Annotated in this window: 21 protein-coding genes and 2 tRNA genes; 10 read left to right on the forward strand and 13 right to left on the reverse strand. The window is 68.8% G+C overall.

Annotation, left to right across the window (positions count from 1 at the left end; translation table 11 throughout):
* The first annotated feature begins 76 nt into the window (after positions 1 to 76).
* Both ILP92_RS02895 and ILP92_RS02900 read left to right on the forward strand, forming a co-directional pair.
* A tRNA-Asp gene (locus ILP92_RS02895) sits at positions 77 to 153 on the forward strand.
* A gap of 35 nt (positions 154 to 188) precedes the next feature.
* Positions 189 to 265: transfer RNA gene (locus ILP92_RS02900), tRNA-Asp, on the forward strand.
* A gap of 9 nt (positions 266 to 274) precedes the next feature.
* Here ILP92_RS02900 and ILP92_RS02905 read toward each other — a convergent pair.
* The gene (locus ILP92_RS02905; protein ID WP_235971055.1) at positions 275 to 1,681 is read right to left on the reverse strand and encodes a hypothetical protein; all 1,407 of its coding nucleotides are present in this window, start codon (positions 1,679 to 1,681) and stop codon (positions 275 to 277) included.
* A 448-nt stretch (positions 1,682 to 2,129) separates the two neighbouring features.
* Here ILP92_RS02905 and ILP92_RS18375 point away from each other — a divergent pair, with 448 nt between their 5' ends.
* Positions 2,130 to 5,711 carry a Hint domain-containing protein gene (locus tag ILP92_RS18375; protein ID WP_268968477.1) on the forward strand — a complete coding sequence of 1,194 codons (3,582 nt, stop codon included), beginning with the start codon at positions 2,130 to 2,132 and terminating at the stop codon, positions 5,709 to 5,711.
* Here the strand turns inward: ILP92_RS18375 and ILP92_RS02935 are convergent.
* From ILP92_RS02935 to mazG, 3 genes are all read right to left on the reverse strand, one after another.
* Complete coding sequence (locus ILP92_RS02935) at positions 5,708 to 6,085, reverse strand: response regulator (RefSeq protein ID WP_198914883.1); 378 nt, start codon at positions 6,083 to 6,085, stop codon at positions 5,708 to 5,710. The genes ILP92_RS18375 and ILP92_RS02935 overlap by 4 nt on opposite strands.
* A 200-nt stretch (positions 6,086 to 6,285) precedes the next feature.
* The gene (locus ILP92_RS02940) at positions 6,286 to 7,287 is read right to left on the reverse strand and encodes a Fe(3+) ABC transporter substrate-binding protein (protein ID WP_198914884.1); all 1,002 of its coding nucleotides are present in this window, start codon (positions 7,285 to 7,287) and stop codon (positions 6,286 to 6,288) included.
* Between the two features lie 87 nt (positions 7,288 to 7,374).
* Entirely contained in the window at positions 7,375 to 8,172 is a 798-nt protein-coding gene (gene mazG / locus ILP92_RS02945) for a nucleoside triphosphate pyrophosphohydrolase (RefSeq protein WP_198914885.1), read from the reverse strand.
* Between the two features lie 62 nt (positions 8,173 to 8,234).
* Here mazG and ILP92_RS02950 point away from each other — a divergent pair, with 62 nt between their 5' ends.
* From ILP92_RS02950 to ILP92_RS02970, 5 genes are all read left to right on the forward strand, one after another.
* Complete coding sequence (locus ILP92_RS02950; protein WP_198914886.1) at positions 8,235 to 9,401, forward strand: M20 aminoacylase family protein; 1,167 nt, start codon at positions 8,235 to 8,237, stop codon at positions 9,399 to 9,401.
* Positions 9,402 to 9,423: 22 nt separating this feature from the next.
* Positions 9,424 to 9,843 carry a DUF1499 domain-containing protein gene (locus ILP92_RS02955; RefSeq protein WP_198914887.1) on the forward strand — a complete coding sequence of 140 codons (420 nt, stop codon included), beginning with the start codon at positions 9,424 to 9,426 and terminating at the stop codon, positions 9,841 to 9,843.
* A 41-nt stretch (positions 9,844 to 9,884) separates the two neighbouring features.
* Complete coding sequence (gene prfA, locus ILP92_RS02960; protein WP_198914888.1) at positions 9,885 to 10,934, forward strand: peptide chain release factor 1; 1,050 nt, start codon at positions 9,885 to 9,887, stop codon at positions 10,932 to 10,934.
* On the forward strand, positions 10,931 to 11,782 hold the full coding sequence (prmC, locus tag ILP92_RS02965; protein WP_198914889.1) for a peptide chain release factor N(5)-glutamine methyltransferase: 852 nt from the start codon (positions 10,931 to 10,933) through the stop codon (positions 11,780 to 11,782). The genes prfA and prmC overlap by 4 nt, the downstream gene beginning before the upstream one ends.
* Positions 11,783 to 11,988: 206 nt before the next feature.
* Entirely contained in the window at positions 11,989 to 12,630 is a 642-nt protein-coding gene (locus tag ILP92_RS02970) for a DUF4167 domain-containing protein (protein ID WP_198914890.1), read from the forward strand.
* A 57-nt stretch (positions 12,631 to 12,687) separates the two neighbouring features.
* Here ILP92_RS02970 and rsmA read toward each other — a convergent pair whose 3' ends face one another.
* The 6 genes from rsmA to lptF all read right to left on the reverse strand — a co-directional run bounded on the left by rsmA (position 12,688) and on the right by lptF (position 20,182).
* On the reverse strand, positions 12,688 to 13,524 hold the full coding sequence (gene rsmA, locus ILP92_RS02975) for a 16S rRNA (adenine(1518)-N(6)/adenine(1519)-N(6))-dimethyltransferase RsmA (RefSeq protein ID WP_198914891.1): 837 nt from the start codon (positions 13,522 to 13,524) through the stop codon (positions 12,688 to 12,690).
* A 73-nt stretch (positions 13,525 to 13,597) separates the two neighbouring features.
* The gene (pdxA, locus tag ILP92_RS02980; protein ID WP_198914892.1) at positions 13,598 to 14,566 is read right to left on the reverse strand and encodes a 4-hydroxythreonine-4-phosphate dehydrogenase PdxA; all 969 of its coding nucleotides are present in this window, start codon (positions 14,564 to 14,566) and stop codon (positions 13,598 to 13,600) included.
* On the reverse strand, positions 14,563 to 15,786 hold the full coding sequence (locus ILP92_RS02985) for a peptidylprolyl isomerase (RefSeq protein WP_198914893.1): 1,224 nt from the start codon (positions 15,784 to 15,786) through the stop codon (positions 14,563 to 14,565). The genes pdxA and ILP92_RS02985 overlap by 4 nt, the downstream gene beginning before the upstream one ends.
* A 43-nt stretch (positions 15,787 to 15,829) precedes the next feature.
* On the reverse strand, positions 15,830 to 17,968 hold the full coding sequence (locus ILP92_RS02990) for an LPS-assembly protein LptD (protein ID WP_198914894.1): 2,139 nt from the start codon (positions 17,966 to 17,968) through the stop codon (positions 15,830 to 15,832).
* Between the two features lies 1 nt (position 17,969).
* Positions 17,970 to 19,064 (reverse strand): LPS export ABC transporter permease LptG, encoded by a 1,095-nt coding sequence (lptG, locus tag ILP92_RS02995; RefSeq protein ID WP_198914895.1) that lies wholly within the window; start codon positions 19,062 to 19,064, stop codon positions 17,970 to 17,972.
* Positions 19,061 to 20,182 carry an LPS export ABC transporter permease LptF gene (gene lptF / locus ILP92_RS03000; RefSeq protein ID WP_198914896.1) on the reverse strand — a complete coding sequence of 374 codons (1,122 nt, stop codon included), beginning with the start codon at positions 20,180 to 20,182 and terminating at the stop codon, positions 19,061 to 19,063. Before lptF ends, lptG begins: the two co-directional genes overlap by 4 nt.
* 130 nt (positions 20,183 to 20,312) lie before the next feature.
* Between lptF and ILP92_RS03005 the strand changes: the two genes are divergently transcribed.
* Both ILP92_RS03005 and ILP92_RS03010 read left to right on the forward strand, forming a co-directional pair.
* A complete protein-coding gene (locus ILP92_RS03005; protein WP_198914897.1) occupies positions 20,313 to 21,788 on the forward strand; it encodes a leucyl aminopeptidase in 1,476 nt (491 codons plus the stop codon).
* Between the two features lie 4 nt (positions 21,789 to 21,792).
* Positions 21,793 to 22,251: a DNA polymerase III subunit chi gene (locus ILP92_RS03010; RefSeq protein ID WP_198914898.1), complete on the forward strand. Its 459-nt coding sequence runs from the start codon at positions 21,793 to 21,795 to the stop codon at positions 22,249 to 22,251.
* Between the two features lie 63 nt (positions 22,252 to 22,314).
* Here the strand turns inward: ILP92_RS03010 and ILP92_RS03015 are convergent, their stop codons facing one another.
* From ILP92_RS03015 to ILP92_RS03025, 3 genes are read right to left on the reverse strand one after another with little or no spacing between them, the layout of a single operon-like run.
* Positions 22,315 to 22,890 carry a retropepsin-like aspartic protease family protein gene (locus tag ILP92_RS03015; RefSeq protein ID WP_198914899.1) on the reverse strand — a complete coding sequence of 192 codons (576 nt, stop codon included), beginning with the start codon at positions 22,888 to 22,890 and terminating at the stop codon, positions 22,315 to 22,317.
* A gap of 37 nt (positions 22,891 to 22,927) precedes the next feature.
* On the reverse strand, positions 22,928 to 23,557 hold the full coding sequence (locus tag ILP92_RS03020) for a MarC family protein (protein WP_198914900.1): 630 nt from the start codon (positions 23,555 to 23,557) through the stop codon (positions 22,928 to 22,930).
* Positions 23,554 to 24,012, reverse strand: a complete 459-nt coding sequence (locus ILP92_RS03025) for a DUF2267 domain-containing protein (protein WP_198914901.1) — start codon at positions 24,010 to 24,012, stop codon at positions 23,554 to 23,556. The genes ILP92_RS03020 and ILP92_RS03025 overlap by 4 nt, the downstream gene beginning before the upstream one ends.

The raw sequence follows: 24,012 nt of genomic DNA on the forward strand, positions 1-24,012 counted from the left end.
CACGCCGGGGGTCGCGGGTTCGAGCCCCGTCAACCGCGCCACCATTGCCCCACGATCCCCCGCCAAACGCCGATGCGCGGTTGTAGCTCAGTTGGTTAGAGTACCGGCCTGTCACGCCGGGGGTCGCGGGTTCGAGCCCCGTCAACCGCGCCACCATTGCCCCACGATCCCCCGCCAAACGCCGATGCGCGGTTGTAGCTCAGTTGGTTAGAGTACCGGCCTGTCACGCCGGGGGTCGCGGGTTCGAGCCCCGTCAACCGCGCCATCCATCCCGTCACAGATACGCGGCCACGGCGCAGATCCATCCCGATAGCACCAGCGCGCAGATCAGGGCATAGATCCCGTTCCAGCGCAGGCCCACATGCACGGCCGAGACGCCGCCATAATTGCCCACCAGCATCGTCGACGCGGTGAAGGGCGAGGTCGCGCCGCTCAGCGCCCAGCCCGCGGTGATCGCAGTGATGATCGCGGCGGGGCTGATCCCTAGGCTGGCGGGCGCGGGCAGCAGCGGCAGGATCAGCGATGCCGACAGGATTGGGTTCATGCCGATCTGTCCGGTGATCGGGATCACCCAGAACAGCGCGAGCAGCAGCAGGTAGGGCGACACGCCGCTCAAATCGATGCCCGCGTCGGCGATCAGCGGCGCGCTGAGCGCGGCGCCCAGCGTGCCGATGAAGCCCGCCATGGCCAGCAGCACGATCTCGGCGCGCATGGCGGGCAGCTCGACGAAGCCGTAATCCCAGGCGCGCCGGGCCACGTGGCGAAGCACGTGCGTTTGGCGGGCGGCCACGTCCTGCTGGGCCATCCACAGAAGCGACAGGACCGGCACCACCACCATGACGACGCCGACCACGCGCACCCCGGTCCAGAGGTGCAGCCCGGTGATGATCGTGCCCAACAGGGCCAGCAGCGCCAGCAGCGGCGCGAGCTTGGCGATCCAGCGGCCTTCGGGCGGCGTGAAGACGGGGCGCGGGCCGGTCAGCTTGGGCTTCACGGCGGTGTCCAGCGCCCACCCCGCACCGGCAAGGATCAGCCCCGAGACCAGGCAGGGCAGCAGCGCGCCCGCCCAGCTCGATCCCGGCACCAACGAGGTCGAAATCGCTATCGCGAAGGTCAGCGGCGACCAGGGCAAGGTCGCGATGAAGCCGCGCTGGATAGCGACCATCATGCGGCGGATGCGGATGCGGCGCACCTCGGGGGTGGCGTCGTCGCGCGCCCCGGTGGCCAGCGAGCCCAGCAGCGTGATCGCGCCGTAAAGCAGGATGATCCCGAAGAGCGCGCCGCCCAGGGTTAGTGCGAGGTAGCGGCGTCCGGGCGGTTGGCTGGACAGGAAGGCCCCGCAATCGGCGATGGGACGCGCGCTGATGGCGGCGCTGCGCAAGCTCGTCAGCGCCGAGAAGAACGCGATAATGAAAGCAGAACTGGCCAGCGCCCGGCGGATCGCGTCCAGCCCGTCGGGCAATCGGGCCAAGGCAAGGGCGGACAGCACCAGGCCGATCAGCAGGAAGGCCCGCCGCGACCGCGCGACATGCAGCGACAGAAGCGCGAGGGCCGAGACCGCGGTCAGCGCCGAGGCATGCGCGAACACGCGGCCGCCGCCCCACTCGAAGGCCGCCACGCAAACCGTGGTGGCGACAAGCAAAAGCCCCGCCAAGCCGTCTGTCTTGCGGGTATCGACCATCAGCCCCCCGGATGCACGCCGGGCCATGCTAGTGACCGGCCAAGGCGCTGCAAGGGCACGCCGACCCGGCACGCGCCCCGATCCGCCGAAATGTGGCGGAAGTAAGGCGGTCGGTTCGGGGCAGAATGGATGGCGCTGGCCGAAGCGGACGCGTTCGGCACTCAAGCCGGGGATCAGCGCGACATGCCACCTCCTCGATCGAACTCGATAAAATTTATCTAAAATAAATAGTTACTGTCAGTTTCTCACGTCGCCGATCCCCCTCCGCGCCACGGCAGAACGCATCCGGCGCCGGTCCGGGAAGATCGAACAGCATCCACTGCCACATTTCCGCCCCATTCCTCACCGGCTGCGAAAGATCGGGATTGGGCCACATATTCGTCCTAAATTTTAGGCAAATTAACCATGAGGCAGACGCAAGACCCAAGAACCAGAAGACGCAGACCCCATGGCCACAACATTCAGCGTATTTGCCCTCGGCGCTCGGGCGGTGATCGACCCGACCGAGGGCAACGCCTTCAGCGAGAACGCGGCGCTGCTGTTGGGCACCTACGGCTCGGTCGACGATCCCCTGTCGAACGCCATCAACAGCTTCTCGGGAAATTTCTCGAACGGCTCGACGACCGCCTACGACAGCAACGACGCGGGCGACACGTTCCGCATCAATGGCGGCCCCGCCCAGACTTATGACAGCGCCGTCGTCTACAATGCGACGATTACCTATGTCGACGGCTCGACGGCGTCGATCACCGCCGTCGTCTTCCAGGACGACCAGGGCAACACCTACTGGGCGCCCGAGATCACCAACAACGCCGACCAGGCGGCCATCCGGGCGCGGCCGATCCGCTCGCTGACGCTCGACAGCGTCGACAATGCCAACGTCAACCTGGGGGCCGACCGCTTCGCCGAGGATTTCGGCATCGTCGACGGCACTGGCGGCGACGACCTGATCGACGCCGGCTACACCGACCCGCAGGGCGATGTCGTCACGGCCGGGGACGATACGGTCCTGGCGGGCGCTGGCAACGACACGATCGAGGCGCTGGGCGGCAACGACGTCATCAAGGGCGGCGGCGGCAATGACAGCGTGCTGGCCGGCGGTGGCGACGACCGTGTGGACGGCGGCAGCGGCGCCGACACGCTCGAGGGCAATGCAGGCCGCGATACCATCGACGGCGGGGCCGGAAACGATTCGATCCTGGGCGGCGCCGACCAGGACACGCTGCGCGGTGGCGACGGCGACGACACCATCCTGGGCCAGGCGGGCGCAGATTTCATCGAAGGCGACCTGGGCGCGGACAGCCTGGTTGGCGGGGGCGGCGACGACACGATCTTCGGCGGCGCGATGCCGGTCGCCCGAAGCTCGGGCGGGACCACGACCGTCGGGCCCGAATGGTCGGCGATCTTCCTGGCCAACACCGCCGACGTGGACCCGGACGAAACCAACGGCATCTCGGAAAACGCGGCCGACCTGCTGGGCACCTATGGCGGCGCCGGGTCCGAGCTTTTCGACCGGCTTCGCAACGTCGTGGTCAACGACGCCAATGGCGACAACGTGCTGGCCGACAACGACAGCGGTGCCACGCCCGAGACGTTCACCATCGACGGGGCGGCCGACACGCTCGATTCGACCCATGTCTTCAACGCCACCGTCACCTTTCTCGACGGCTCGAGCGGAACCTTCACCGCGGTCGTCTTCCAGACCGCCAGCGGCGATGTCTACCTGGCGCCGGAATTCACCGACAATGCCGACAACGCGCTGCTGACCAGCCAGCCGATCGTGTCGATTTCCCTCGACAGCGTCGTCCAGGACAACACGGGCCTCGTGGCCCAGCGGGTGGATGCCGACTACCTGCTCTATGCCGATGAGGACGCGTCGAACGACACGATTTCGGGCGGCGCGGGCAACGACCTGATCGACGGCGGCGGCGGTGACGACCGGCTGTCGGGCGGTCTGGACGATGACACGGTCCTGGGCGGCGCGGGCGACGACACCATCGCGGGCGGCGCGGGCGCGGACAGCCTTGCGGGCGGCGCGGGTCGCAACCTGCTGGACTATTCCACCGACGGCAGCGGCGTCACGGTCGATCTGGGCCTGAACACCGCGTCGGGAGGCGATGCCACCGGCGATACGATTTCCGGCTTCGTCGACGCCATCGGCGGCTCGGCGGCCGACGACATGACGCTGTCGGACATGTCGGGCCAGCTTTGGGGCGAGGCGGGCGACGACACGCTGACCGGCGGTCTTGGCGACGACACCATCGAGGGCGGCCTGGGCGCGGACCGGATCACGGGCGGTGCGGGCAATGACGTCCTGCGTGGCGGCGCGGACCAGGACACCTTCCTGATCGGTGACGGCGCGGGCTCGGACACGATCGACGGCGGCGAGACCGGCACCGACGCCGATACCTTGGACCTGGGTGCAGTCACCGGCGCCGTCACCGCCATTTTCGACAGCGGCGAGGCGGGCACGATCGCAACGCCCACGGGCACCGTCACCTTCACCAATATCGAATTCTCGACCCTGACGGCCCTCAACGATACGGCGGATGGCACGGGCGCCACGACCGGCATCAATGTCGACGGGGCGGGCGGAAACGACACGTTGCTGGGTGGCAGCGGCAACGACACGCTGCTGGGCGGCGCGGGCGACGACCTGCTGTCGGGCGGCGACGGCAACGATCTGCTTTCGGGGGGTGTCGGCACGGACACGCTTGTGGGTGGGGCGGGCGACGACACGCTCGCGGGTGGCGACGATCAGGACCTCTTCGTCCTCACCGACGGCGCGGGCACCGACAGCATCGTCGGCGGCGAAGGCGGCGCCGACCAGGACGCCGTCGATTTCAGCGCGCTGAGCGGACCGGTATCGCTGAGCTACACGGGCGGCGAGGCGGCGACGTTCTCCACCCCCGGTGGCACCGGCACGTTCGAAGAGGTCGAGATCGCCGCGCTCACCGATTTCGACGACACGGTGGATGCGTCGGGCGCGACCGGCGGCATCATCGTGGGCGGCGGTCTGGGCGACGACACGCTGCTGGGCAGCGACTTCGGCGACATCCTGGCGGGCGGCGACGGCACCGACACCATCGACGGCGGCGCGGGCGACGACAGTATCGAGGGCGGCATCGGCGGCGACGTGCTGACCGGCGGCGACGGCGATGACAGCTTCTTCTACGCGCCCGGCGACGGCCTGGACACGATCACCGATTTCAACTTCGGCAATTCCGGGGCCATCGGCGACAGCGACCCGACCAACAACGACTTCATCGACCTGTCGATCTATTACGACCGCGTGTCCGAGATGCGCGCCGATTTCGAGGATGACGGCATCCTCAACCAGTCCAACGGCGCCACGGTGGACTATTCGGACAACACCGCTTTCGCGCCGGGCGACGGCATTGTCTTTGCCGGGGCGACCCGCGATGATTTCACCGCCGACACCACCGGCGTGGCCTGTTTCACCGCCGGAAGCCTGATCGACACGCCGGACGGTCCGCGCCCGATCGACGAGCTGCGCCCGGGCGATCTGGTCTTGACCCGCGACGACGGCGCGCAGCCCGTGCGCTGGATCGGGTCGACGCATCTGGACCGGGCCGCGCTGGACGCGAGGCCCAAGGATCGGCCCATCCGGATCCGCAAGGGCCGCTTCGGAGCCATCCGCGACACGCTGGTCTCCCCCCAGCACTGCCTTCTGGTCGAGGGCGAGCGCTTCGCCCGCGCGACGCACCTGGTAAAAGCGGGGCGGCGCGGCCTGCGCCGGGCCGAGGGCCGCAAGACGGTGACCTATGTGCATCTGCTGCTCGACCGGCACGCGGTGCTGCGGGTGGACGGGGTGGCGTCGGAAAGTTTCTATCCCGGAGCGCTGGCCTTGAAAGCCATGGCGCCCGCCACGCGCAAACGGCTGGAAAAGATCCTGCCCCCGGTCGCGCGGATCACCTGCCGCGACACCGCGCGCCTGGCCTATGGCCCCACCGCCCGGCCGGTGCTGAGCATGGCCGAGCTGCGCGCCCTGGTCCTTCAGGCTGCCTAGACCTCTGCCGGGTCGCCCGCGCCCAGCAGCCGCGCGACGGCGGCGCTGAGCTGGCGGTCGTTGAAGGGCTTGGCCAGGCTGGGTGCGCCGCGCAGGGCGTCGGGCAATGCGTCGGTGACGCTGGCCTGACCGCTCAGAAACAGGAAGGGCGCGCCCAGCGACGACAGCCGCTCGGCCACGGGCAGGCTGGTCGTGCCGGATCCCAGGTTCAGGCCCAGCACGGCCGCGCGCGGCGGATGCAGGGCGATCTGCTTCAGCGCGTCGGCCGCGCTGTCGCTGATCTGCACGGGGCCAAGGCCGCCGTCGCTCAGCGTCATCTCGATGTCCATCGCGATGAACGGTTCGTCCTCGACGACCAGGATGTAATCATTCATTGGCGATCCTCGCTGCGTCATCGGACAGGGGTAGGGGGGCTGCGGCGCGGTGTCGACCGGGGCACCGCCCAAGCCCCGCGCGCCATAGCGTCGCAGATCGACACCGTGCAAACGGGGAAATCTTGGGAACGGCCGCGTCAGAACCAAGAACGGGGCGCCAGGTTGTCCCGGCGCCTTCATTTCGCAGTTTCGGCAAGGCTTCAGCCGTCGAAATCGACCTCTTCGACCAGCTGCAGCGCCTGCGCGCGGTTGTCGGCGATGGCGCTCAGCGCCGTCAGGTCGGGCTCGAGATCGCCCCAGCCTGCCACCATTTCAGACGGCGCCGTGTCGGGATCGGCGGGGTATTCGTAGTTGGTCTCGGCATAGATCGCCTGCGCTTCGGGCGAGGCAAGGAATTCCATGAAGGCCAGCGCATCCTCGGGGTTGGGGGCGGACGCCGTCATGGCCACGCCGGACACGTTCACATGGGTGCCGCTGCCATCGGCGAAGGTCGGCATCTCGATGCGCACCGAGTCGGCCCAGGCCTGCTGCTCGGGGTCTTCGAGCATCTGGCCCATGTAATAGGTGTTGCCCAGGCTGATGTCGCATTCGCCCGACCAGATCGCCTTGACCTGCGCGCGGTCATTGCCCTGCGGGGCGCGCGCCAGGTTGGCCTTCACGCCTTCCAGCCACTCGCGCGTGGCCTCTTCGCCGTTATGCGCGATCATCGCCGACACCAGGCCCAGCGTATAGACATGGGTGCCCGAGCGGGTGCAGATCCGGCCCTGCCACTTCGGGTCGGCCAGGTCTTCGTAGGTCGTGACCTCGCCCTCGGGGACGCGGTCCTTGCTGGCATAGATCACGCGGGCGCGGGTGGTGACGCCGAACCAGTGGCCGTCATCGTCGCGCAGGCTTTCGGGGATGTTCTCGGTCAGGATGTCGGACGTGACGGATTGCGTGACCCCCGCTTCCTTGGCCTCGGACAGGCGCGAGATATCGACGGTCATGATGATATCGGCGGGCGAGCGCGCACCCTCGGCCTTCAGCCGCTCGGTCAGGCCCTTGTCGATGAAGGCGACATTCGTCTCGATTCCGGTCTTTTCGGTGAAGGCGGTGGTGATCGGCTCGATCAGTTCGGGCTGGCGGTAGGAATAGATGTTGACCTCGGCCAGCGCGGGCAGGGCTGTGGCGGTCATCAGGGTGGCAAGGGTCAGTGCGCGCATGGCGTTGCTCCGTTTGGTGCTCGTGTCTGCGGCGATGTAAATCCGACTCTTTTGGTCGGGTCAATACCCGACGAAAGAAGTCGGAAATTATTTTCCCGCCCGCTTGGCGTCGTTCCAAAGCGCGTCCATCTCGTCCAGGTCACTGTCGGCGGGGGTCTTGCCGACGTCGGCCAGCCGCGCCTCGATATGGGCGAAGCGGCGGGTGAACTTGTCGTTGGTGCCGCGCAGGGCGGCCTCGGGGTCGACGCCCAGATGCCGCGCCAGGTTGGCCAGCGCGAACAGCAGATCGCCCATCTCGTCGGCGATCTGCGCCGGGTCCGCGGTGGCGGCCGCCCCGGCCAGCTCGGCCGCTTCCTCTGCGATCTTGGCGGCGACCTGCGCCGTCTCGGGCCAGTCGAATCCCACCCGCGCCGCGCGCTTCTGCAGCTTCTCGGCCCGCGTCAGGGCGGGCAGTCCCAGCGCCACCCCGTCGAGCACGCCCGCAGGGCCGCGTTCGCGCGCTTTTGCGGCTTCCCAATCGGCGGTCTGCTGGGCGGCAGACTTGTCGCGGCTTTCGTCGCCGAAGACGTGCGGATGGCGGTCGATCATCTTGGTCGTGATGCCCGCGATCACGTCGTCCAGGTCGAAAAACCCGGCCTCTTCGGCCAGTTGCGCGTGATAGACGGACTGGAACATCAGGTCCCCCAGCTCGCCCCGCAGCTCGTCCATGGCGCCGCGCTGGATGGCGTCCGCGACCTCGTAGGCCTCTTCGATGGTGTAGGGCGCGATGGTGGCGAAGTCCTGCTCCAGGTCCCACGGACAGCCCGTGTCGGGGTCGCGCAGCCGCGCCATCACCGCGCGCAGGCGGGGCAGGCCGGGCGGCACACTGAAGATCGGATCGGGCATTGCGAAGTCCCTTCTCATGCGTGACATAGGCGTCGTTGCCCAATCCCGCCCGGAGTGTCCAGATGCCCGTCCTGAACCGTATCGCCGCCTTTGCCGACGACATGGCCAAGTGGCGCCAGCATCTGCACCGCAACCCCGAGCTGGGATTCGACTGCCACCGCACCGCGCAATTCGTGGTCGAACGGCTGCGCGAGATGGGCGTGGACGAGCTGCACGAAGGCATCGCGCAGACCGGCGTCGTGGCCCTCATCAACGGGCAGGGCGCGGGACCCACGATCGGGCTGCGCGCCGACATGGACGCGCTGCCCATGCCCGACAAGTCGGGCGCGGACCACGCGTCCAGCGTGCCGGGCCGGGCCCATGCCTGCGGCCATGACGGGCACACCGCGATGCTGCTGGGCGCCGCGCGCTACCTGGCCGAGACGCGCAATTTCTCGGGCCGCGCGGCGCTGCTGTTCCAGCCCGCCGAAGAAGGCGGCGGCGGCGGCCGCGTCATGGTCGAGGAAGGCGTGATGGAGCGCTTCGACATCGCCGAGGTCTATGCCCTGCACAACGCGCCCCAGTACCCGTTCGGCCATTTCCTGACGGCGCCGGGTCCGATCATGGCGGCGGTGGACGAGTTCGAGATCACCATCACCGGCAAGGGCGGCCACGCGGCGCATCCCGACGGCTGCGTCGATCCGATCCCCGCGGCGCTGGCGCTGGCCCAGGGCTTCGACACCATCGTGTCGCGCAACGCCGATCCCATCGACCGGCTGGTGGTGTCGGTGACCCAGGTTCACGCGGGCACGGCCTTCAACGTGGTGCCAGGCGACGCGCGTGTCAGCGGCACCGTGCGGACCTTCACGCCGCAGATGCGCGACATGGCCGAGCACCGGATCCGCGAGATCGGCGCGGGCATCGCCACCATGTTCGGGGTCGAGGTCCACGTGGACTACACCCGCGACTACCCCGCCACCGTGAACCACGCGCGCGAAGCGGCGCTGGCGGCGGACGTGGCGGCCGACGTGGTGGGCGAGGCGCATGTGGTGCGCGACAGCAAGCCCAGCATGGGGGCCGAGGATTTCGCCTACATGCTGGAAGCCCGGCCCGGCGCCTACCTGAACCTGGGCTCGGGCGGCGGGCCCATGTGCCACAACCCGGCTTTCGATTTCAACGACCGGATCTCGCCCATCGGGGCAAGTTTCTTCGCCCGGCTGGTCGAAATGCGCCAGCCCGCTACGTCGTAGGCCTTGGTATAGGGGCGCTGGGATGAAATGGATCATTGGGATCGTGGCGGCCGCCGCCGTCGTGGTCATCGCCCTGGGCATCTGGGTGCGCCTGAAACCGGTGCCGGACAGCGCGCTGGCGTTTCCGGAAGTGACGCAAGGGGTCGGCGATTACCCGTCGCAGGGCGGCTTCGTCGCGGTGCGCACGCCCGACGACACGCAAGCGGCGCTCGCCCGGCTGCTGGACGCGGCGCGCGCCACGCCGCGCACCGACATCGTGTCGCAGGGCGACGACCGTTTCGTGGCCATCACGCGCTCGCTGGTCTTCGGCTTTCCCGACGTGGCCCATGTCTGGGCCGAGGGCGACCGGGTGATCGTGCAAAGCCACCTGGTCATCGGCAAGGGCGACGCGGGCGTGAACGCGGCCAAGGTGCGCGGCTGGCTCGAGCGCGCGGGCCTTTAGCCGCTTGACGCTGCGGCCCGTTTCAAGGGATGACGCAGCCCATGGTTCCCCTTGATCGCCTTCAGCAAATCACCGAGCGGTTCGAATATGTCGAAGCCGCCATGTCGCAAAGCGGCGCCGACATCGCCGCCCTGGGCCGCGAATACGCCGAGTTGCGCCCGGTGGTGGCCGAGATCCACGAATATCGCGCGCTTCTGAAGGGCATCGCCGAGGCGGAAGCCATGCTCGACGATCCCGAACTGCGCGAGCTGGCCGAAGAAGAGCTGCCGCTGCTGCGCGCCCGCCTGCCGCAGGTCGAAGAAAAGCTGCGCCTGTCGCTGCTGCCCAAGGACGCCGCCGACGCGCGGCCCGCGATCCTGGAAATCCGCCCCGGCACCGGCGGCGACGAGGCGTCGCTTTTCGCCATGGACCTGATGCGCATGTACCAGCGCTTCGCGGAATCCCAGGGCTGGAAATTCAACATCGTCGAGATGCAGGAAACCGAGTTGGGCGGGCTGAAGGAACTGGTCGCCAACGTCGAGGGCGAAGGCGTCTTCGCCAAGCTGAAATTCGAATCGGGCGTGCACCGCGTGCAGCGGGTCCCGAGCACCGAATCCGGCGGCCGCATCCATACCTCCGCGGCCACCGTGGCGGTCCTGCCCGAGGCCGAGGACGTGGACATCCAGATCGAACCCGGCGACATCCGCATCGACACCATGCGCGCCTCGGGGGCGGGCGGCCAGCACGTCAACACCACCGACAGCGCGGTGCGCATCACCCATATCCCGTCCGGCATCGTGGTCGTGTCGTCCGAGAAATCCCAGCACCGCAACCGCGAGATCGCCATGCAGGTGCTGCGCGCGAGGCTCTACGACGCCGAACGCCAGCGGATCGACGCCGAACGCTCGGGCGACCGCAAAAGCCAGGTGGGCTCGGGCGACCGGTCCGAGCGGATCCGCACCTACAACTTCCCGCAAGGTCGCCTGACCGATCACCGGATCAACCTGACGCTCTACAAGCTCGACCAGGTCATGCAGGGCGATCTCGGCGACGTGGTGGATGCGCTCATCGCCGAAGACCAGGCCACGCGGCTGGCCGAGATCGACGGATGACCGACACCCACGCGCCGCGCACCGGGCGCGATGCGTTGGCCGCGGGGGTCGCCCGGCTCCGGCGCGCGGGCATCCCCACGCCCGAACGCGATGCGCGCCTGCTCATGGCGGCGGCCTGCGACACCGATCCCGGGCTGCTGGTCGCGCGGCTGCCCGACCCGCTGGACCCGGCGACGGGCGACCGGTTCGACCGCTTCATCCTGGCGCGATGCGACCGCGAACCGGTCTCCCGCATCCTGGGTCGGCGGGAATTCTGGGGGCGCCTGTTCCGCGTCACACCCGCCGTGCTCGATCCCCGGCCCGAGACGGAAAGCCTGGTCGAGCTTGCGCTCGCCGAACCCTTCGACAGCGTGCTCGACCTCGGCACCGGGTCGGGCTGCATCGCTCTGACGCTTCTGGCCGAACGGCCCCGCGCTCGCGCCACCGCCACCGACCTGTCGCCCGACGCGCTGCAGACCGCGTCGGCGAACGCGGCGCTTTTGGGGGTCGAGGACCGCGTCCGGTTCGAGCGGTCCGACTGGTTCGACGCGGTCCAGGGCCGTTTCGATCTGATCGTGTCGAACCCGCCCTATATCCACCCGCGCGAGCGGGGCGACCTGGCACCGGAAGTGGTGCGCTTCGATCCGGATCTTGCGCTCTTCGACACCGAAGACGGGCTGTCGGCCTATCGCCGCATCGCGGCCGGTGCGCGGTCCCACCTGGCTCCGGATGGCCGCCTGCTGGTCGAGATCGGCTGGCAGCAGCGCGACGCCGTGATCGCGATTTTCAGGTCCGCGGGCCTTGCGCAGGTCGCCTGCCATACCGATCTTGGAGGCAGGGATCGTGTGATTTCCGCCCGACTGGCGTGAAAACGCTCGATTATCGAACAGATTGCGGCGAATCGGGTTGTCAACGAACCGATTGCGTGGTCTGACATTGCGCACAGCGGCGGGACATCGACATTGTCCCCCTGTTATCGCCAGAACATCGACGCCAAGGGCCCCCTTCCGCAACAGGCGGATCATCAAGACAACGGGCTGGCGCGTGTCACGAACAAGGCCGGAACCTCTTTCACATGCGATCTTCGAACAAACGCTCGCGGAACAAGAACAACCGCAATCGTCCGTCGGGCGGTAGTATCATCAATCGTGTCTTCGACAGCTCGGGACCCGAGGGCAAGGTGCGCGGCACCCCCCAGCAGATCATCGACAAGTACAACCAGCTGACCCGCGACGCGCAGCTTTCGGGCGACCGGGTCAACGCGGAAAACTTCGCCCAGCACGCCGAGCACTACACCCGGATGCTGGCCGAGGCGCAGCGCGAGATCGACCAGAAACGCGAGCAGCAGGAGCAGCAGAACCAGCCGCGCCAACAGCAGAACAACGACCCGCGCCAGCAGAACGAGCCGCGCGGCGACGACGGCGGACAGCAGGGCGGCAACCAGCCGTCGGGCGATGCGCAGCAGGGCGGCGGCGATCAGCCGCAGCCCGCCCAGGCCGATGGTGGCGCTTCGAACGAGCAGCCCCGCAAGCCGCGCAACCGGCGCAAGCCCGCGCCGCCCAGCGACGTGATCGACACCAAGGATGGAGACAGCTCGGGCCTGGTCGAGACGCCCGAGAACGCGCCCAAGCCGCGCCGGACGCGCAAGCCGAAGGCCGAGGCTCAGGGCGGCGATGCGCAGAATCCGGATGACGGCAAGAACGCCGCCGCCGAGTAGCATCTTTTCAACCGACGGATCCAACGGCGCGCCCTGACCGGCGCGCCGTTTTCCGTTTCATCCCAGCGACCTGGCGATCGCGCAGAATTCTTCCAGCGACAGCTCTTCGGCGCGGCGGGTGGGCGCGATGCCCAGGCCCTCGAGCCGCGACACGATCTGCGGATCGAGCCCTTTCAGCGATGCGCGCAGCATCTTGCGGCGCTGGTTGAAGGCGGCGGCCGTGACGCGGAACAGCGTGGGCGCGGGCGCCGGGAAGCGCGGCTCCGGCAGGGCGGTCAGGTGAACCACGGCCGAGCGGATCTTCGGCGGCGGCGTGAAGGCTTCGGGCGGCAGCTCCATCACGATGCGCGCGTCGCTGCGCCATTGCGACAGGATCGCCAGCCGCCCGTAGGCCTTGCTGCCCGGCCCCGCGACGATGCGCTGGGCGACTTCCTTCTGGAACATCAGCGTGAGCGAGGTCCAGAAGGGCGGCCAGTGCACGGGATCGAGCCAGCGGGTCAGAAGCTCGGTGCCCACGTTGTAGGGCAGGTTGGCGACAACCCGGATCGGCGGCGTCAGATGCGCGGTCGGATTGAGCTGCAGCGCGTCGGCGTTCAGGATATCCAGGCGCCCGGGATAAGCGTCTGCGATCTGGGCCAGCGCGGGCAGGCAGCGGGCATCCTTTTCCACCGCCAGCACCCGGCGCGCGCCTTCGGCCAGCAGCCCGCGGGTCAAACCGCCCGGACCGGGGCCGATTTCCAGCACGTCGCACCGGGTCAGATCGCCCGCCTGCCGCGCGATCTTGGCCGTCAGGTTCAGATCCAGCAAGAAGTTCTGGCCCAGCGATTTCTTGGCGCTGAGCCCGTGTTCCGCGATGACGGCGCGCAGGGGCGGCAGGGTGTCGATGGCGCTCATGGCCGGGATCGGCGAGGGGCGCGGCCCCGAGCGGCCCTGCCGAGCCCCCGGGGCATGTGGCGAACAGGGACGATCATGCGCGGCGTCGGGCCATGTCGGCGGCCATCCTGAGGGCGGCGATCAGCGACGTGGGATCGGCCGTGCCGGTGCCCGCGATGTCGAAGGCCGTGCCGTGGTCGGGCGACGTGCGGATGAAGGGCAGGCCCAGCGTGACGTTGACGCCGCCCGCGAAGTCGATGGTCTTGATCGGGATCAGCGCCTGGTCGTGATACATGGCGATGGCCGCGTCGTAGCGGGCGCGGGCGGCGGCGTGGAACAGCGTGTCGGCCGAGGCGGGGCCGCGCAGGTCCATCCCTTCGGCCGACAGGCGCGCGATGACCGGCGCGATCACGTCCGCGTCCTCGGACCCCATGGCGCCGCCTTCGCCCGCGTGGGGATTGAGCCCGGTCACCGCGATCCGGGGGGCCGGGATCCCGAAATCGCGGATCAGGGCGGCGTGTGTGATGCGGATGGTGCGCTCAAGCAGATCGGGGGTCAGCGCTCGGGGCACGGCGCTTATGGGGATGTGGATCGTGGTGGGCACCACGCGCAGCGCGTCGCAGGCCAGCATCATCACCACGTGGTCCACGCCCGCCAGTGCGGCCAGGTATTCGGTATGGCCGGGATAGGCGAAATGCGCGCCGTCGATCAGCGCCTTCTTGTGGATGGGCGCGGTGCACAGCGCCGACGCGGCGCCCGATCGCACCAGGTCCACGCCGCGGGAGATGACGTCGATCACGCCCTTCGCGTTGGCCGGATCGGGTTTGCCCGGGGTGGCGGGCGCGTCGAACCCATGGGGCAGGACGGGCAGGCCGGTGGCCGTGGCCATGGCCGCATCGCGCGGATCGTCGAGCAGGACGGTGGGTGTGCCGCCCGGCAGGTGTCCCGGATCGCCGATCCAGAAGAACGGCAGAGCGGGGCCGAGCGTACGCCAGGCGGCCACCGCGATTTCCGGGCCCACGCCCGCGGGCTCGCCACAGGACAGCGCGACCGCCGCGCTCATGGATAGGTGATGGTGGCGTTCGCCCTCAACTCGGCCAGGTAGGCCTCGGCGACCCGTCCGATGCGCTGTTGCACCAGCGCGTTGCGCACGGCGGGGCGGTCGGCCTGCTCGATCTCGTCTTCGGTCTTGTAGAACCGCTCGCACAGCATGAGATAGACCAGCGTCTGCCCCTCCGCGCGGGTCAGCGCGATGGACACCTCGTTCGCGTCCAGCTTGGCCAGCTCCAGCGCCACGTCCGCGGGAATGGCGCCCGGCGCCAGCGTGTCGCGCTGCAGACGCTCCGCGGGCAGGCCCTGGGCGATGCCGTAAAGATCGTCGCAGGTCTGCACGTCGGCATTCAGGCGCGCCGCGGTGGCCAGCGCTTCGGGACTGCGGCCACCGGGAATGTAGAAGGCGGCGTAATCTATCGCCTGGATCTGGGCCTGGGGCTGGGTTTCCTCCAGCGCGCGCAATTGGAAGAAGGCCAGCGCGTTCGGGACCGAGATCGGGTCGGTGACCTGGCCGGGCTGCAGGGCGCGAATGGCGGTGGCGATGGGCCCGGGCAGGTTCGACAGCTCCAGCCATTCAAGCCGACCGCCCCGCTCGCGCGAGGGCGAGGCCGAATATTGCCGCGCGGCGGCGGCGAAGCCGGGCAGGGTGTTGATGGCGCTGATGCGCGGCGCAAGCGACTGGGACCGGGCCGCGTTCTGGGGCGTGTTGGCGGGCAGGATGATTTCGCTCAGCAGCACGCGCAGGCCGGGCTCGGGGCGGGCGCGGATCCGCTCTTCCACGTCGTCCTCGGTGATCGTCAGCGCCTGCGGGCCGAACCGATCGCGCACGATCTGGCGCCAGGCGGTGCCCGCGCGGACGAAATCCTGGAAGGTCGAGACATCGACCCCGTCCGCCGCCAGGACCTGCACGAATTCCGCCCCGGTCAGGTCGGTGCGCCCGGCGAATTCGTCCATCCCTTCAAGCACTTGCTGGTCGGTGATGCGGATGCCCATGCGCTTGGCTTCGGCCATCTGCAGGCGCTCGTTGATCAGCGCCTCCAGCGCCTCTTCGCGCGGATCGCCGGGCGCACGGAACAGCGTCAGCAGCCGCGCGCGCTGGTCCAGCTCGAACTGGGTGATGACACTGCCGTTCACGCGGACCACGGGCGCGAACATGTTCTGCGCCTGCAGGGCCGGTGCCGCGAGGCAGGCAAGGCAAAGGATCGTCAGAAGTCTGGCGAGGTAGGTCATGGGGCGCGGGCTTCCGTCATCGGTGCAATTCAGCACGGTCATATCATCCCTTGCAGGTTTTGCGATAGCTCGCGTCGCGCTGGCCGCCGCCGAAGCCGACAAGCGAGACGCCGAATCCGAACTCGGTCGACGGGTCGACCCTGGCGGATTCGGTGAAGCGGCGCGACACCGACAGATCGACGGTGATGCATTCCGAGCGGTATTCCAGGCCCAGACCGGTGCTCTGGGCTTCGTCCTGGTCGAAATCGTAGCGGGTGTTGAACTTGCCGATCCAGTGGCGCGACAGGCGCAGGCTGCTGTCCAGGGTCAATTCGTGGGTGTCGCGGGGGCGGTTCTCGAACGGCTCACCATTGAGAAAGACGTAGGTCGCGTCCAGCGTCAGCCGGTCGCCGGTATAGCCCATCCGCGCCTCGTTCTTGGTGATGACCAGCTGGTCGTCGAACAGCGCGCGGGCCGTGATCGAGAAGCGATCGCCCAGGCGCAGCTGCGCCGCGGCCAGCCAGTCCGACCGGCGGCCCGACAGGCCCGAGCTTCCGGTGAAGCCGCCGAAGACCGGTTCGTCGGGGTCGATGTCGTTGAGCGCGTCGTCGCGCAGCACGCGGCCGCCCACGGCGCCCAGCGTCCAGCCCGACGGATCCGTGCGCGTGTAGCGCAGCCCCAGGTTGGCGCGCAGGCCCGTCTCGATCCGATCCCGGCCCGGAAACCGGCTGAGCGCGAACAGGTTGCCCTCGTCGAACTCGACCAGGATGCTGTCCTCGTTGGGAACCGCGCTGCCGGACACGTCCGACCAGGCCAGTTGCACGACCGGCTCGAGCAGGTGGCGCACGCCGCCCGCGCCGCTGCGTTGCATGGGCAGGCGCAGCGTGGCTTCCACGTGGGGCGACACTCGCTCGGTGATGTCGTCGAAGCGGCTGTCGTCCTTGGTGAAGAACAGATCGCCCGACACCCCGGCCCGCGCGTCGCCGACCAGGCCCGACGGCAGGATCCAGCCGCGCCGGTATTCCGCCGACAGGCCCACGCGCGACGTGTCCCTGCCGTCCTGGTCGGCGGACGATTCGCGGGCCAGGGCGGCCAGGTTGGCCCCGAAGACCAACTCCCCCGCACCCAGCGGCACGCGGCGTTCGTAATCCACCGTGCCGTAATAGCGCGGAAGCTGCTCCTCGATCGCGAATTCGGCGTCGCGCAGGGTGTCGAAGCCGACGAGGCTGGCGTTGAACAGGTCCTTGTCGCGCGCCCGGAACACCCGCACGCCGGTTTCCAGCCGGTCCTGGTCCGAATAGCCGTAATCGATCAGATAGGCCTCGTCGGACAGCAGCTCGAGGTCGAATTCCAGCTTGAAGTCCCGCGGCAGGTCGAACGCACCGCGTCCGAACAGGTAATAGCGCGACACGTCGGGCAGCAGGTCGTCATTGGTGAACGCGCCGTCGAACTGGACCCGGCCGTTGCGGAACACCTGGCGGTATCGCCCCTCCAGCGTCGTGGTCGAGCCCGAAAGATAGGGCGTCAGCGTCAGATCCGCCCGCCGCCCGATGGCGATGAAATAGGGCAGCTTGATCCCGGTGCCCAGCTGCGACGTGGTGCGGACGCGCGGAATAAGCAGCCCCGTGGCGCGGTCGCGGGTGCTGTCGGGCAGGCGCAGGCGCGGGAAATAGGCGATGGGAAGGCCCAGCACGCGGAACGTGGCGTTCTCGAAATACAGCTGCCGCTCTTGTTCGTCGTGGATCACCCGGCGCGCGCGGATCTCCCAGGTGGGCGTGGGGTTGTTCGCGCAGATCTCGCAGGACGACGCGACCGTGTTGTCGAGCTGGGTATAGCGCCCGCCCACCCGCGCCAGCTGCGTGGCGGCCAGCTGCAGCTGCTGGTCCAGCACCATGCGAGCCGATTGCAGGATGCCGTTCTCCAGGTCGGCGTCCAGCTCGGCCGCGTCCGCCAGCACCAGGATCGCGTCGCCGTCGTCCAGCGTGATCGGGCCCTCGATGAACAGCCTGTCGCTGGGCTGGTCGTAGCGGATCCGCGATGCGCGCAGGCGCACGCCGTCGTAGAACACCTCGACCCGGCCGGTGGCCACCAGCTGATCGCCACGCTCGACGCTGACCCGGTCGGCCACCAGCGTCGCAAGCTGCTGCGCGCCGGCGATAAGCGGCGCGCAGCAGATCAGAAGGGCAAGGCAGATTGCGCGCATGTCAGCCGTCTTCCCAATGCAACAGCAGCCCCAGCGGCAGCAGGATCGCGGCCACGGGCGGGCCCCAGGCCGCCAGGGCGATGGGGATCTGCCCGCTTTCGCCAAGGATCTGCGCGAAATTGCGGATGAAGAACAGGGTAAAGCCCATGGCCAGCGCCATCAGCACCATCACGCCCGTGCGCCCGAACCGGGTGTGGCGCATGGTGAATCCCGCACCCACCAGCACCATGGCCGCCAGCAGCAGCGGCGTCGCCAGCTCCATCTGCAGCCAGACGCGGTGCTTGCGGGCCGAGAATCCCGCCCGCTCGAGCTGCGCGATGAAGGCCGGCAGATCCCAGATCGGCACCGCCGACGGCGTGGCGAAACTGTCCAGGATCTGGTTCGCCGTCAGCGTCGCGGGCAATTCCAGCAGGTCGTGCTCGCGCGCGCCCGCTTCGGGGTTGGGGCTGTCGAACCGCCATTCCTTCGCGTCGGTCAGCTGCCAGGTGCGGTCGATCAGCGCCGCCTCGGCGGCTTCGATGCGAAAGGCGGCATCGCCGCTGGCCGAGATGCCGATGAAGCTGACCCCGAACAGCCGCGTGCCTTCCAGGTTGGCCCGCGCGGCGCGGATCACGGTCTGCCGATTGCCGTCCCCCTGGCGCAGCCACAGCCCTTCGTCGTCGAGGGACAGCGCGTTGCCGCTATCGCCCGAGATGCGGCCCGCCAGCGTGTCGTATTGCTTCGACGTCGCGGCAACGATGGGATTGAAGACCGCGACCGCCACGGTGCCCAAGGCCAGCGCGACCAGCACCGGCGCGATCAGGCTGTGCAGCGCCGATCGGCCCGAGGCGCGGGTCACGACAAGCTCGGACGTGCGCGCAAGGTTCAGAAACAGCGCCAGGGTCGCCATGATGACCAGGAGCGGCAGGATGCGATAGAGCGTCTCGGGCACGCTCAGCAGCGTCAGGCCCAGGATGGTGGCGAAGCCCGCGCCGTCGTCGTCGAAGCGGCGCACCTGGTCGACCAGGTCCAGCAGCGTCAGGATCCCCAGGAACACGGCCGCGACCAGCGCGAAGCTCAGCGCGAAGCGGCGGGCGAAATAGCGGTGCAGGATCATGCCGCGGCCTCGCCCGCGAATATGGGTCCGCGTGGACGCCCCGCGATCCACAGGACCAGCACCGTCAGCGCCAGCCCCAACAGGGTCGAGAGATAGGCCAGCGGCCATGGCGCGCCCGACAGGATCAGATCGGCGGCCAGGTTGTCCACCAGCTCGATCCCGATCAGCGCGCAGACCGCGCCGACGATGGGACGCCACGCGTTGAAGCGCGAAAAGCCGCCCAGCATCATGACAGAAAACCCGACCAGGGGCGTGACCAGCGCGGCCAGCGCCTGGGTGAAGCGCTCGTGCCCCTGCAGCAAGAGCTCCTGCCGGGTGTCGTTCGTTTCAGCCTCGAGCGCGGCGCTGGGGTCCAGCAGCTCCCATGTGGGGACCTCGTCGGCACTTCGGTCGGCGTCGGGGACGATTTCCACCAGGTCCGAGATGTCGAAGGCGAAGCGGTCGAAGCGGGTGACGGCCAGCCGACCGGTCGCCTGGTTCAGGTTCTGCACCAGACCCGAAAACATCACCAGCCGCGGGCCCTCGTCCGCGCGCACCAGAAGCCCGCGCTGCGCGGAATAGGTGACGTGCCGGGCCGGATCGCGGGCATCCGACAGGAACAGGCCCAGAAGCTCGACCCGCGGCGTGATCTCGCGGATGAAAACGGTGACGTCGTCGGTGGGATGCAGGAATTCGCCATCCGTCAGCAACCCGGCGGTCACGTCCTGGGCGATCTCGGCGCTGCGCTGGTCCAGGCGGCCCACGGAAACCGGCACCAGTAGATGCGTCAGCACCATGGTGACGGTCGCGCAGAACAGACCGAACACCGCGACCGGGCGCGCCAGCCGCCTTGGCGAAAAGCCGGCCGCCTGGATCACCACCAGCTCGCTTTCGCTGCGCATCCGGTTGGCGACGTAGACCGACGCCGCGAAGGCCGATACCGGCAGGACCACGCGGATCACGTTGGGCAGCGACAGGGCGGTGAATTCCAGGAAGACCAGCGCCGATTGCCCGTTCGAGATCAGCCGGTCGAACAGCACCACCGCGCGGTTGACCCAATAGACCAGCACCAGCACCAGGCTGAAGAAGCCGAACAGCGTGAGCAGCTGCGACAGCAGGTACCTGTCGAATCGCGCCACCGAAAATCCCCGATCCAATCCTTCGCTCGGGCAAGCCTAGCCCATGGGCGGGTGCGGTGAAACTGCCTTCTGGCCAAGCCGCGCGGGCGCGCTTAGGAAGGGCGCGACCCTGCCAGCCGGAGAGCCGCCCATGACCCGCCCCGCCACCCTGAAAATCGTCGCCATGGACCTGGATGCGCTTGCCGATGCCGAAGGCAGCGTCGCCGTCCTGATGGGCGAGGACGGCGCGCTGGGCGCGCCCGCCAAGCGGGTCAACAAGCTGGCGAAAGGGGCTGTGGCGCGCTTCGCGGAAAGCAAATCGGCCGCCAAGATGAAGCCCGGCGACGCCAAGGCCATCGCCTGGCCCGCGGGCATGGCGGCCGAAAACGTGCTGGTGGCGCGGCTCGACCGCAAGTCCGACCCGGACACAGCGCGCCGCGCGGGCGTGGCGCTGGCCAGGCAGGCGGCGGGCGATCTGACCATCGTCGCGGGCAATCACCGCGATGCCGAGGCGCTGGCGCTCGGCGCCTTGCTGCGCGGCTACAACTACACCGACCAGAAGTCGAAGGTGGACGACGAGACCGGGCCGGGCGAGCACACGCTGACCCTGATGGTCGCCGATCCCGACGCGCTGTCGCAGGGCGCCGAAGCCCTGGGCGCCGTGGCCGAGGGCGTGTTCTTCACCCGCGACCTGGTGAACGCGCCCGCCAACGTCCTGACCACCACGGCCTTCGCCGATCAGCTGGTGGCGCTGGAACGATACGGGCTCGAGGTCGAGGTGCTGGAGCAGGACAAGCTGGCCGAGCTCGGCATGGGCGCGCTGCTGGCCGTGGGTCAGGGCAGCGACAGCCCCAGCAAGGTCGTCGTGATGCAGTGGAAGGGCGGCGGCTCCGAAGCGCCGTTCGCGCTGATCGGCAAGGGCGTCGTGTTCGACACCGGCGGCATCTCGCTGAAGCCCGCGGGCGGCATGGAAGACATGACCATGGACATGGGCGGCGGCGGCGTCGTGTCGGGCGTGATGAAGACGCTGGCTCTGCGCAAGGCGAAGGCCAACGTGGTGGGCCTGGTGGGCCTGGTCGAGAACATGCCGGGCCCCAACGCGACCCGTCCGGGCGACGTGGTCACATCCATGAAGGGCGACACGATCGAGGTCATCAACACCGACGCCGAGGGCCGCTTGGTGCTCTGCGACGTGATGTGGTACGCACAGGAACGCTTCAAGCCCAGCGGCATGATCGACCTGGCGACGCTGACGGGCGCGATCATCATCGCGCTCGGCCACGACAATGCGGGCGTCTTTTCCAACGATGACGGGCTGTGCGAGGCGTTCCTGAAAGCCGCCCGCGCCGAGGACGAAGGCGCGTGGCGCATGCCCCTGGGCGATCCCTACGCCAAGCAGCTCGACAGCAACATCGCCGACGTGAAGAACGTGGGCGGGCGGCCCGCGGGCTCGATCACCGCGGCCGAGTTCCTGCACCGCTTCGTGCAGGACGACGTGCCGTGGTGCCACCTGGACATCGCCGGGGTCGCGTCCACCAAGGCCGACAGCCCCTATGCGCCCAAGGGGGCGTCGGGCTGGGGCGTGCGGGCGCTGGACCGGCTGATCCGCGATACGCTGGAAAAATGACGCCATGGGGGCCGCGTATTTCTACCACCTGACGCGGCGACCGCTGGAAGACGTGCTGCCGACGCTGCTGGAAAAGGCGCTGGGCGCGGGCTGGCGGATCTGCGTGCGCGGCGGCAATGACGCGCGCCTGCGGCAGTTGGACGACGCGCTTTGGACCTATCGCGACGACAGCTTCCTGCCGCACGGGATGGCCGGGGGCGACACCGACGCGGCCCAGCCGGTGCTGCTGACCACCAGCCCGGACCTGCCCGCGGACGTGGTGTGCCTGATGAGCGTCGACGGCGCCCAGGTGACGGCCGACGAGGTGGCGCGGCTCGAAAGGGTCTGCGTGATCTTCGACGGAACCGACGCGGCCGCCCTGGACAAGGCGCGCGCGCAGTGGCGGGCGCTGACCAAGGCAGGGATTTCGTCGCAGTACTGGTCCGAAGAATCGGGCAAGTGGGAAAAGAAGGCAGAGGCCTGAGACCTTCGGATCGAAGAATTTCCGTGCGAGGCGGGGAGCGATTTTTCGGCGAAAAATCGGCGCCTAGCGGGTCAGGGTCAGGGTATCGTTCTCGATCTCGATGCGACCGAAGCGGCCCAGATAGCTCATACCCAGAAGCGAGCCGTCCATGTCGCCGCCATTGACAGACGCGCGCACGTTGCGCTCGGTCACGCCGCCCAGGCTGACCTCGTCCAGGACCACGCGCGCCAGCGGCACGGTGCCGTTGGCGGTCTGCGCCTGGCCCAGATAGGCCAGCCCGTCGGGATCGATCCCGGCGCGCGTCGCGTCGCGGCGGCTCAGCACCATGTCGGTCGCGCCGGTATCCACGATGAACTCGATCGGTGTGCCGTTGACGCCCAGCGTCATGTGGTAATGCCCGTCGAAGCGGCGCGGCACCTCGATGCTGCCGTCGATGGCGACGCTCTGCCGGGTCATCACCCGGTCGCCCACATCCCCCCACAGCGCGAAGGCGGCGATGGCGCCAAAGAAGATCAGCGCCCAGATCGCGGCCTGCTGCATGGACTTGCCCAGGTTCGCGCGGCCCACGAAGAAGTAGCCCGCGATGAAACAGCCGAGTAGGACGAGGTAGAGGATGGATGCGATGGAGTCTCCGGTCATGCGCTCAAAATAGGCATGCCGGGCGCGCTTGCCAATGTCAGGCCAGCCCGCTGGATCGCAAACCGTCGATCACGAATTGCACCGACAGCGCCGACAGCAGCATCCCCAGCAGCCGCGTGACCACCAGGATGCCGGTGTCGCCCAGCGCCCGCTCGATCGGTCCGGCCATCATGAAAAGCGCGAAGACCAGCGCGTAGATCGCCAGCATGATCCCGAAGACCGCGCCCACGGACAAGGGATCGCTGCCCGCCTGGTCGGTCAGCAGGATGATCGACGTGATGGCACCGGGACCGGCCAGCAGCGGGATGGCGAGCGGGAAGACCGACGGATCGTCGTCGTGCTCGGGGTCGTCGAGCTCGCTCTGGTCCTGGCGGCGCTTGGTGCGGCGCCCGAACAGCATCTCCAGCGCCGTGAGAAACAGCAAGATCCCGCCCGCGATGCGGAACGCGGGCATCGAGATGCCGACGAAGCCCAACAGCTCTTCGCCCAGCAGGCCGAAGAGCAGCAGCACCCCCAGACCGATCAGGCAGGCCCGGATCGCGATGCCGCGGCGCCGCTTGGGCGCTTGCCCTTGGGTGAGCGCCATGAAGATCGGCGTCGTGCCGATGGGGTCGATGATCACGAACAGCGTCACGAAGGCCGTGATGTAGAATTCCATGCCGATCATATGATCCCGGGCTCCAGCGTGGCCGGGTCGGTTCCCGGGGTCGACCAGAACTCGGTCGCGAAGGCGGGCAGGTCTACGATCACCGGGTCCAGGTCGCGTGCGCGGACCGTCCGTCGCAAGGCCATTGCGGTGGCCGCCACGCAATTTGCGGGGGCCAGGTTGTGGGACCGGCGCAGCGCTTGCGCGTCCCGCGTCCAGTCGACGCGGGTGCCGGGCGGAAGGGGGGCCGCGTCGATGTCCCAGCCCGCCACGAAGATCGCGCGCGGTACCGATGGAAGGACCTGCGCGAAGGCCACCACGTCGCGGGGGGCAAGGCGGCTGCGGAAGGCCGTCAGAACGCCCTCGATGGCGGTGAAGGTGGCGTTGTCGGTGGGCGTGTTCATCTCGTCCCGCGCCACCGACAGGAAATGCGCCCATTCGCGGCTGGCGTGGCGATAGGTCCAGGGCATGGGCAT

The organism is Palleronia pontilimi, assembly GCF_016412875.1.
Taxonomy (GTDB): domain Bacteria; phylum Pseudomonadota; class Alphaproteobacteria; order Rhodobacterales; family Rhodobacteraceae; genus Palleronia; species Palleronia pontilimi.